The organism is Streptomyces sp. NPDC007205 (assembly GCF_040634095.1).
Classification (GTDB): domain Bacteria; phylum Actinomycetota; class Actinomycetes; order Streptomycetales; family Streptomycetaceae; genus Streptomyces.
Map to the genome: position 1 here is coordinate 56,583 of NZ_JBEYEW010000035.1, position 9,568 is coordinate 66,150.

Below are 9,568 nucleotides of genomic sequence, written 5' to 3' on the forward strand. Positions count from 1 at the left end.
CCCTACTTGGAGACGAGGTTTCGCCAGAAGTTCCGCAGGCTTTCGTCCCCGCCGAACAAGGAGCTGAAGATCGTCGAGTCCGCCAGCAGCAGATCACCGGCTCGCTCGCCGCCGGGAGGCATCCACAGGAACATGTTGAACTCGGTGTTGCCGGCTTCGGTGAACGGATGCGGCCTCGACATGTCGATCGGCTGCCTGGCCAGCACGTGGACGGTGTCCGGCTCGTCGGTCGTCACGTCGTAGTGCGGCAGGTGCATGTGGAAGTTGAAGTTCGTCACCCCGTCCAGCCAGTCCTTCGGGTCCAGGTCCCGGACTGTGGACAGAGGGACGATCTGGTTGCCCTCACGGGTTGCCGGGCGCAGGCCGTACCGGTTCATGACCGGTACTCCGAGGCCCTGCATCACGTCCCTGACGTAGGTGGCGAACCGCTGTTGGCGTGGCACCAGGGGATCGCCGTGATGGCGGTATTCCATCTCCCGTACCGAGGGATCGTCCGATGCGCCGACATCGTGGTGCGGGCCCAGGACGAGACGGGTGTCCTCCCGGGCGAGAAACGCCCGCATGGCCTCGATCTCCCCGGGCTGTGCCTCCTGCTCGGTGACCGCGTGGTCCAGCCCGAACACGAACAGGACGTCCGTGTCGTCGAGCACCCGCTCGTCGAGCGGTGTGAAGAAACCCGCCTGGTCGATGCGCTGGTACACCGGCACGGGGTGCCCCGTGACCTCCTCGACGAAGTCCTGGAACGGCACCCAGGCCCAGAAGAACAGCTCCAGCGATCCGGCGACGCCCTGCTGGAACCGATACGGGTCGGACCACTGCGCGTCCTCGTACGCCGGCCACGCCGCCCGCCTGACCTCCGTCATCGTGGAGAAGCGGTTGTCCAGCTCGGCCGGGTTGCGGCCGGCCTCGGCCGGATAGCTCCACGAGACATAGATGCTCACCCGCCGCCCGCCAGGGGTGTACTCCCGTGGAATGTGCCTCTGGTTGTACGTGCGCGCGGTCCGGACCTCGCTCATTGCCACTCGTCTCATACGTCCGACCGTCTGGTCGTCTCATTGCATTTGGTCGAGCATCTCTGACAGGGCGTTCTTGATCCGCAACGCCTTCTTGATCTCGTCCGCCGTCACGTACGGGTACTCGCCGTACTCGATGAAGCTCGGACAGTGGTGTTCCCGTACGAAGCGCACGAACGCCTCGGGGTTGGTCCGCCAGTCCTCGGGAAATCCTTCGAGGTTCTCGAAGGCGGTGCTCACACCCGCCTTGCTGAAGAGGGCGACGGCGTCCTCGGTGTACTTGTCGAAGTCGGTGTCGAAGATCCCCTGATACATGAAACGCGTGTCGTCGTCGAAGAGAACCCAGCGCAGATAGTGCAGCTTCAAAGGCGCGAGAAGGTACGGGTCCTGCTCCAGCGCTTTGGCCAGGGTGAGGCCGTACTCCCGCATCGTGTCGGCCCGGCCCGGTTTGACCTTGGCGACGATGGTGAAGCCGTAGCAGGCCGGGGTCCTCGGAAAGACGGGGCCGTACTTCCCCTGTTCCAGTTGGCCGGTGTCCTTGGGGATGACGACCGCCTGCGGCTTGATCTCCATGTCGGCTCCTCCTGTGTTCCAGAGGCCGGGGCGGGACCACTTCCAGCGTCGCACTCGACGGCGGGGGACGCCTGATGAGCGGGAGGGTGATCAACGGCTCGGACGCTACGGCGTCAGTGCTTGATGGCGACCTTGAAGAGAACGACGACCAGGCCGAGCAGCAGGTTGACCGCCCCTGCGCTCACCACAGCCCGGCGTGTGGCCCCCGCGTGGTGGGCGGCGAGCGTGGACCAGCCGACATACCCGGCCAGCGCTACGCCCAGGGCCAGCCACAGAGCCCCTCTCGGACCGATGCCCAGCAGGGGTGTGACGGCGACCGCCACGGCCGGTGGCACGGCCGCCATGATGATGGGCCACTCGGCCGCACACGCTCCACGGATCGCCTTCCGGCCCACCGGCGCGCCCTTGATCCGTTCCAGGAAGAGCCGGGCGTACACGTGGGTCGCCCAGGACACCATGCCGGTGCACAGCAGCAGGAGAACGAGTTGAAGCCGGGGGAAGGAACCGAGTGAGCCCGCTCCGACCACCACCGAGGCCGCGAGCAGCGAGCCGTACACGGCCCCCGTGTATTCGTGCCCCTCGGCAGCGTCCGACGGGGGCACGTCCGCAGGCTGCGAGGGAGGCCGGCCTTCCACGGTTCCAGTGTCGTCACGCGCGTTGCGCACCGCACGGCCAGGTTGCCGTACGCCGGTCAGCGCGGACCTCCCGGCACATGACAAAGGGCGGGACCCGAAAGCCCCGCCCGAACCCAGCAAAACACCAGCTCAGGGCCAAACCAAGCAATACGGCTGATGCCCCGCCTCATGCAGCCGGTGCGAAAAATCCTGCCACTCGTGCAGCGAATGGAGGCGGGAGGGCGCTGACTTGGGGTTTCTCGGTGGAATATGCGTTGACCTGGGAAAACTCCTCTCCGTAGTTCTCACCGGTCAACGCCGTTTCCCAGGCTCATGTGCCCTGGATGTGCCCTCGGCGACCACGACCGTCGAGGGTCGACAGCCGGATCAGTCGGCGACGATGTTCGCCGTGAGGATACGGGCGGCTTCACGAGTGTTGTCCGCGGCGAAGCGGACCTCTCGCACCTCCTGGAACGGCTTCCCGGGCTTGGGCGCCACAGAGTACGGCTCGCGCAGCTTGACGCTCAGGGTGGTGGAGTCACCGATTGGCATCGCCAGGACGCCGTCGTTGATCTGGACAGCTCTGCGATAGCCGCTGTGCCGGGTCGTGCGGACCGATTCGACGAGGTCAAGCGGGATCGCGATCTGCACGAAGTGGGCGAATCGCAGCACCATTTTGCCGTCGCCGACGCTGTGCGGGCGGATGGACAGTGCCGCGATGAAGCCGAGCACCCAGAGGGTTCCGTAGATGGAGAGCGCCAGCAGGATGATGCGCACCACGGACCAGGGGACGAGGAACTCGACGGCGAGGATCTCCAGAGGCACGAGAAACACCATTGTCCACATGATTGGCTTGATTTCCGAGCCGTAGGTCAGGATCTGGTGGCCTTCCGGTGCGTCCGGCTTGCGACGGATCCAGCGCCAAAGAGCGCGGAAAAGGCCGAATTCCATCCCCATCGCCTTGGCCACAGGGGCAGGGAGCACGGTGGATAGCGCCTGGTTGAGGGCCTCCTGCCCGTCGGCCCCCCGGCTCCGGGAGGTCTTGTAGGCCCGCGTGGCAAGGGTGAATTCGGTGATCACGATCCCAGCCAGGAGGAGTTCGAGTAGCAGTCCGACCGCCACCGCCTCGCCGAGGCTGAACACGCCGGTCCATAAGAGGCAGACCTGGGCGAGGACAACGGTAGGTGCCGCCCATCGGGCGGTGGTCGCCAGGAACCTCCGCAACGTCAACCAACTTTCCTCTCGGGGGTGTTAGGTTCACTGGTTACTATCCCCGCTGGCTCTTCGCGGCCAAGCGACGCGAAGGCCCCTACTGGCTGCTTTCTTTCGTAGACGCGGGCCGAAAAGAGAGCTTTCCGGACGAGCCGCACTCACTGTTTCTGTCAGTCCTCTTCCACGACAATCCAGTTCTCGCCAGTGAGTTGCTGTTCGAGGAAGGATAGGGGAGGAGGCCGTAGCCCTGGACCCCCCAGCCGGCTCCCCAGCTGTTCCGGACGCGGAAGGCTCCCGAGCCGGTACCCCGGTCGTAGGGAGCGGTGTCCGCCTCGTCGTCGTAGCCGGTCAACAGCACCACATGAGGTCCCACCGACTGCTCCGTGGGCAGCTGTACGGGAATGACACCGCCGTTCAGCAGGGACATGGAGATCGACGGGCAGAGCCGGATCTCCACGCCCACAGGGATGCCCAGCGCGATGGACCGGCGCGCCAGGTCGAGCAGGCCGGCCCCGTCCGGCGCGCGCAGCGGACGCGGGATCGGGCGGGAGTGCCGCGCGGTGATGTGGCAGTGCTCGGGCGGATCCCGGTCGACCCGGGTCCGACCGAGTTCGTCGTACGGCCAGGCTGCCTCCTCGCACAGCCCCGACTCTGCCCAGGCGCGGAAGCTGTGTTCCAGACGGGAGCCCTTGCGGTCCGCGGAACCGGCGAGCCGGCGCGAGAGCCGGTAATTGAAAAGGACTCAGGGGGTGAACTCCAGCTGCTTGGCCCGGCGGGCGTAATAGCCGGCGATCGCCGTAGTGACCGCGGCGGTGCACAGTGGGACCTGCCCCTGGTCGATCACGGGCGGCATCCAGCCGGACAGGTCCATCCGGTGAGGGACGCTTCCGGCCGTCCACCAGGGAGGCACGATCCCGGACAGCCAGTCGGCGTCGGCGGCTTCGGAGACCGCGGAGTCGGCGTCCTTGCCAGTAGGGCGTGCCGTCGTCACGACGAGTCCCGGGGTGTGTCGGGGCCTTTCCCGGCGTTCCGTTTCAGGACCGTCTGGTCGATCCGCTTCTGGCGACGAGTGACAGCGGAGTAGAACTCGTTCAGGGCGGCCTGGTCGAAGTTGGACTCGGGCCTGCGTTCGGGCAGGAAAGCACCGGTGTCCGTGCCGCGGACGAGCAGGGCGCTGTCCTCGCCCGCGGTGGGGGAGACTCGCGGTGTGATGTAGTCGATTGCGAAGTTGAAACGTCCAGTATCGGTCTGGTTGGGGCCCGAGGCGTGGGCCATGGCCAGGTGGTGCACGGAGCACTGGCCAGCGTCAAGGAGAACGTCGACAGCCGCCGCCTCGTCGATGTCGACGGCGATCTCCTCACCGCGCATGATGTCCTCCAGACCGGAACCGCCGAACCGATGGGGCAACGCGCCGCGCAGGTGGGAACCCCGCGCGTAGCGCATGGTGCCGTTGGCGACAGTGGTGTCGGTGAGCGCGACCCAGACGCGTGCCGCGTGCTGCTGGTAGTCGTCCAGGCCCAGGTAGACGGCGTCCTGGTGCCAGGCGAGTGAACTACCGCTGGGCGCGGGCCTGATGAAGAGGTTGGTGGACCACACCAGCAGGTCGGGTCCCAGCAGTGACTCGACGGCGTCGAGGATCGCGGGGTGGTGCACGATCCGATCGGCCCAGGAGGCGACCAGGTGGATCTTGGGAAAGGCCGCGTACCGTGCCAGGGCGCCGCCCACTGCGCTCACCGCAGGCAAGTAGGTCTGGCACTCTGCCAGCGCCTGGTCGGCCTCGGCACGCGTGAGCGCGTTCACGGGGAAGACGAATCCGTCGGTGCGGAACCGTTCCGCGAGGTCGGGAGCGGTCGTGGTCATCGGGCAGCCACCTCCGGGACGGGCACGGTCTCGTACTGTTCGGCGTCCTGCCGCATCCGGTCCAGCAGGGCGAGCGCGTCTTCCCGCTTGGCATCCGGAGCCTCGGGGGACCGCAGGTAGCCGGCAAGGCGCTGTCGGTCGGGTTCGGGCATGGTGCCCTTCAGCTGGTGCAGGGCGGCGGTGCTGGTGCGCTGCGGGAAGTACAGGACCTTGGCGGTCTTCAGGAACAGTTCCGCGTGGTCCTTGCCCACCGCCCTCCGGCGCAGCGCCGCGTCGATCGCGACGCGGATGTTGACCATGGGTGATCCCTCCCCGAGAGCGGGGCGCGCGCTACCTCCAGGCGGCCCCGGAAGACGGCATGCACGCCCTCCGGTACGCGTACGCCTCCGTGCTCCTGGACGCGGGGGAGAGCATCAAGGCGCTCTCCGAGGATCTCGGCCACTCGGACCCGGGCTTCACGCTCCGGACGTACACGCACCTGCTGCCGTCCAGCGAGACCCGCACCCGCAAGGCGATCGACGACGCCTTCACGGAACAAGCGGAAGCGGAAACCGGGGCGGAAGACGACGGCGACCCGCCCGCAGCCCAGGGCACATCAGCACCCCCAGCAAAACCAATGTGCCCCCAATGTGCCCTGGCCGCCTGACGGCCCCCCTCCGGCACCAAAAAGGGCGAGGCCCGAAGACCCCGCCCGAACCCCACGAAACCCCAGCTCAGGGCCACACAAGGCAATACGGCTGATGCCCCGCCTCATGCAGCCGGTGCGAAAAATCCTGCCACTCGTGCAGCAACTGGTACACATTGAACGCATCCCGCGGCCCGCCCCGGTCCGGGACCGTCGACCAGATGAAGGCCGCCGCTCCGACCGCCTCCTCGCCGATGCCGCGCAGGGGGTCGACGACGGTCATGGGGAGCTTGACGACCGCGTAGTCGGGGTGCAGGACGACCAGTTCCAGGGGCGGGACCTTGTGCAGGGGGACGCCTTCGATGCCGGTCAGGACCATCGCGGCCATGGTCTCCGGCTTGATCTTGGTGAACATGCCGTTCATGCCCAGCTCGTCGCCGCCGAGTTCCTCGGGACGCATCGAGATGGGGACACGGGCCGCGGTCGCGCCGTCCGGCGCGCCGAAGTATTTGTACGTCACCCCCACCCGACCACCATTCCTGCTCCCCGCCCTCAGGCGGTCGGCCCGGTGGTCGGACCGGCCGTCGATCGGTCGCTCCAGCCGGCTCTCCAGCTGCCGATCACCCTGCCGGTCGTACCGCTCGGGCTCTCCCGGTACACCCTGTGTCTGACGTGCGTCGCTCTGCCGTGCCTCGGTCGATTCCTCCGCGTCGCGCCGGTGCCTTCCCCGCCGGGCACGTCGAGGACCCAGGTCATCAGTCCCCTCGCCCAGTCCGCCACCGCGATGCATATCTCCACCCGACTGCTTTTCTAGGACGCGTGGCCCCCGCCGCGCAACCCGATCATCGTGTCAGTGACCTCCCCCACGGCCGCCCGCCGAAACGTGCGGTGGAACAACCAGTCCACGGGTTCTTGTCCGGCCTCTGATCATTACGTGCGTGAGAGCTGTGTGTATCAGGTTTCAGTCTCGCAGATGGCGGATGGCGGCGCTTGGATCTTGAGGCGGGCCACGCGCCCGCCGGGTCGCGGCCTACCCTGAGGAGGTCACCCCAGCAGCCGGAGTCCGAAGAAGCCGGAGAAGCAGCAGGTCATGAGTGCCCTGAGCGAAACGCCCTATCCCTACGACGCGCCCGCCTCCCAGGCGCTCTTCGACCGCGCCTCCGGCGTCACGCCCGGCGGTGTGAACTCGCCGGTGCGCGCCTTCCGCGCCGTCGGCGGCACGCCCCGCTTCATGGTGTCCGGCCAGGGCCCGTACCTCACCGACGCCGATGGCCGCGAGTACGTCGACCTCGTCTGTTCCTGGGGGCCGATGATCCTCGGGCACGCGCACCCCGAGGTCATCGCCGCCGTCCAGGAGGCCGTCGCCCGTGGTACGTCCTTCGGCACGCCCGGTGAGGGCGAGGTCGCGCTCGCCGAGGAGATCGTCGCGCGGGTCGAGCCCGTGGAGCAGGTGCGGCTGGTCAGCAGCGGCACCGAGGCGACCATGAGCGCGATCCGCCTCGCCCGTGGGTTCACCGGCCGGTCCAAAGTGATCAAGTTCGCCGGGTGCTACCACGGGCACGTGGACGCGCTGCTGGCCGCCGCCGGGTCCGGGGTCGCCACGTTCGCGCTGCCTGACACCCCCGGTGTCACCGGCGCCCAGGCCGGCGACACGATCGTGCTGCCGTACAACGACCTGGAGGCCGTGCAGGAGGCCTTCCACCGGTACCCGGGTGAGATCGCGTGCGTGATCACCGAGGCCTCGCCCGGCAACATGGGTGTCGTGCCGCCGGGCCCCGGGTTCAACCAGGGACTCAAGGACGCCTGCCACAAGAACGGCGCCCTGTACATCTCCGACGAGGTCATGACCGGGTTCCGTACCAGCCGCGCCGGCTGGTACGGCATCGACGGGGTCAGGCCGGACCTGATGACCTTCGGGAAGGTCATGGGGGGCGGTTTCCCCGCCGCCGCCTTCGGCGGGCGGGCCGATGTGATGGCCCACCTCGCCCCCGCCGGGCCCGTCTACCAGGCCGGCACCCTCTCCGGGAACCCCGTCGCCACCGCCGCCGGGCTCGCCCAGCTGCGGCTGCTCGACGACGCCGCCTACGAGAAGGTCGACGCCGTCTCCGCGCAGATCCAGTCCCTGGTCGGCGAGGCGCTCGGCAAGGAGGGTGTCGCGCACCGGGTGCAGACCGCCTCCAACATGTTCTCGGTGTTCTTCACCGACCGGCAGGTGCGCACCTACGAGGACGCCAAGCGGCAGGAGTCGTACCGCTTCACCGCGTTCTTCCACTCGCTGCTGTCGAACGGCGTCTACCTGCCGCCGTCGTCCTTCGAGTCCTGGTTCGTGTCCACGGCCCACGACGAGCGGGCCATCCAGAAGATCGCCGACGCCCTTCCGGCGGCGGCCCGGGCGGCTGCGGAGGCCACCGCGTGAGCATCAGCAACGGCAACAGGGACAAGGACGTCACCGTCGTCCACCTCATGCGGCACGGTGAGGTCGACAACCCGGACGGGGTCCTGTACGGGCGGCTGCCCGGGTACCACCTGTCCGAGCTGGGGCGGCAGATGGCGGACCGGGTCGCCGAGCACCTTGCCGCGCGGGACGTGACGTACGTCTGTGCCTCGCCGCTGGAGCGGGCGCAGGAGACGGCCGCCCCGGTCGCCAAGGTGCACGGCCTCGACCTGGACAGCGACGAGCGGCTCATCGAGGCCGACAACGTCTTCCAGGGCAAGACCTTCGGGGTGGGGGACGGTGCGCTGCGCCAGCCCGACAACTGGAAGCACCTGGTCAACCCGTTCAAGCCGTCCTGGGGTGAGCCGTACGTCGACATCGTCGTGCGGATGATGGGCGCGCTGAACGCGGCCAAGGACCGGGCGCGCGGGCACGAGGCGGTGCTGGTCAGCCATCAGCTGCCGGTCTGGATCGTGCGGTCCTACGTCGAGCGGCGGCGGCTGTGGCACGACCCGCGCAAGCGGCAGTGCACGCTCGCCTCCCTGACGACTTTCACATATCTGGGCGACAAGATCGTGTCGGTCGGCTACAGCGAGCCCGCCATCGATCTCGTCCCGGCCCATCTGCGGGCCGGTGCCAAGCCGCAGAAGGGCGCGGGTACCGCCCAGGGGAAGGCCTTCGGGGCCTGAACCAGGGGTTTCTGACGGTCCGTTTGGCGTCGCTTAGCATACTTTTTCGCTACCCGTTACGAAAACCATACAAATCAACGGAACCTCCCCGATCGTCACGCCCTCTGACTGGGTGACCATCCACAGGCGCAACGATCGGGGATCTCCATGCGCACCGTCTCCCGGACCCACTCCCGCAGGGGAATGCTCGGACTCGGCGCGGGCGTGGCGGCCGCCGCCACCCTGGCCGGCTGCGGGACTCACACGTCATCGGACGGCTCCGGCCACCCGGACGGTTCCGGTCAGGGGAAGAACGCCGACGGCGACGGGACCGGCTCGCGTCCGGGCAAGCCGATCGGGGACGGCTCCACGTCGTTCACGGGCAAGCAGCCGCACCAGCCGGCCAAGCCCGAACCGCTGCAGCCGGGCCAGACCCCGCCGCAGTTCGTCATCTTCTCCTGGGACGGCGCCGGCGAGGTCGGCAACGGGCTCTTCCCGCGCTTCCTGGACCTCGCCAAGGAGCACGGCGCGAGCATGACCTTCTTCCTCTCGGGGCTCTACCTGCTGCC

The 9,568-nt window shown here is 68.2% G+C and carries 11 protein-coding genes and 2 pseudogenes; 4 read left to right on the forward strand and 9 right to left on the reverse strand.

What is annotated here, in order from left to right; genetic code table 11:
• Positions 1–2: 2 nt before the first annotated feature.
• From ABZ624_RS35050 to ABZ624_RS35085, 8 genes are all read right to left on the reverse strand, one after another.
• The gene (locus tag ABZ624_RS35050) at positions 3–1,031 is read right to left on the reverse strand and encodes a hypothetical protein (RefSeq protein ID WP_360098332.1); all 1,029 of its coding nucleotides are present in this window, start codon (positions 1,029–1,031) and stop codon (positions 3–5) included.
• Between the two features lie 21 nt (positions 1,032–1,052).
• Positions 1,053–1,586 carry a hypothetical protein gene (locus ABZ624_RS35055; RefSeq protein WP_360098334.1) on the reverse strand — a complete coding sequence of 178 codons (534 nt, stop codon included), beginning with the start codon at positions 1,584–1,586 and terminating at the stop codon, positions 1,053–1,055.
• 113 nt (positions 1,587–1,699) lie between these two features.
• A complete protein-coding gene (locus ABZ624_RS35060) occupies positions 1,700–2,188 on the reverse strand; it encodes a hypothetical protein (RefSeq protein ID WP_360098336.1) in 489 nt (162 codons plus the stop codon).
• 399 nt (positions 2,189–2,587) lie between these two features.
• Complete coding sequence (locus ABZ624_RS35065) at positions 2,588–3,343, reverse strand: hypothetical protein (protein WP_360098338.1); 756 nt, start codon at positions 3,341–3,343, stop codon at positions 2,588–2,590.
• 166 nt (positions 3,344–3,509) lie between these two features.
• Positions 3,510–4,091: a C1 family peptidase gene (locus ABZ624_RS35070; protein WP_360098352.1), complete on the reverse strand. Its 582-nt coding sequence runs from the start codon at positions 4,089–4,091 to the stop codon at positions 3,510–3,512.
• Between the two features lie 63 nt (positions 4,092–4,154).
• Positions 4,155–4,403, reverse strand: a complete 249-nt coding sequence (locus ABZ624_RS35075; RefSeq protein ID WP_360098340.1) for a hypothetical protein — start codon at positions 4,401–4,403, stop codon at positions 4,155–4,157.
• Complete coding sequence (locus tag ABZ624_RS35080; RefSeq protein WP_360098342.1) at positions 4,400–5,272, reverse strand: phytanoyl-CoA dioxygenase family protein; 873 nt, start codon at positions 5,270–5,272, stop codon at positions 4,400–4,402. Before ABZ624_RS35080 ends, ABZ624_RS35075 begins: the two co-directional genes overlap by 4 nt.
• Complete coding sequence (locus ABZ624_RS35085) at positions 5,269–5,571, reverse strand: hypothetical protein (RefSeq protein WP_360098344.1); 303 nt, start codon at positions 5,569–5,571, stop codon at positions 5,269–5,271. Before ABZ624_RS35085 ends, ABZ624_RS35080 begins: the two co-directional genes overlap by 4 nt.
• A 2-nt stretch (positions 5,572–5,573) precedes the next feature.
• On the opposite strand from ABZ624_RS35085, the pseudogene ABZ624_RS35090 reads away from it, so the two are divergent.
• Positions 5,574–5,918: pseudogene (locus tag ABZ624_RS35090) on the forward strand (site-specific integrase); the annotation flags it as partial.
• 67 nt (positions 5,919–5,985) lie between these two features.
• Here the strand turns inward: ABZ624_RS35090 and ABZ624_RS35095 are convergent.
• On the reverse strand, positions 5,986–6,423 hold the full coding sequence (locus ABZ624_RS35095; RefSeq protein WP_003974483.1) for a hypothetical protein: 438 nt from the start codon (positions 6,421–6,423) through the stop codon (positions 5,986–5,988).
• Positions 6,424–6,996: 573 nt separating this feature from the next.
• Between ABZ624_RS35095 and hemL the strand changes: the two genes are divergently transcribed.
• From hemL to ABZ624_RS35110, 3 genes and pseudogenes are all read left to right on the forward strand, one after another.
• Positions 6,997–8,313 (forward strand): glutamate-1-semialdehyde 2,1-aminomutase, encoded by a 1,317-nt coding sequence (gene hemL, locus ABZ624_RS35100; RefSeq protein ID WP_360098354.1) that lies wholly within the window; start codon positions 6,997–6,999, stop codon positions 8,311–8,313.
• A gap of 47 nt (positions 8,314–8,360) precedes the next feature.
• On the forward strand, positions 8,361–9,020 hold the full coding sequence (locus tag ABZ624_RS35105; RefSeq protein ID WP_360098356.1) for a histidine phosphatase family protein: 660 nt from the start codon (positions 8,361–8,363) through the stop codon (positions 9,018–9,020).
• Positions 9,021–9,167: 147 nt separating this feature from the next.
• Positions 9,168–9,568 (forward strand): annotated as a pseudogene (locus ABZ624_RS35110) (hypothetical protein); the annotation flags it as partial.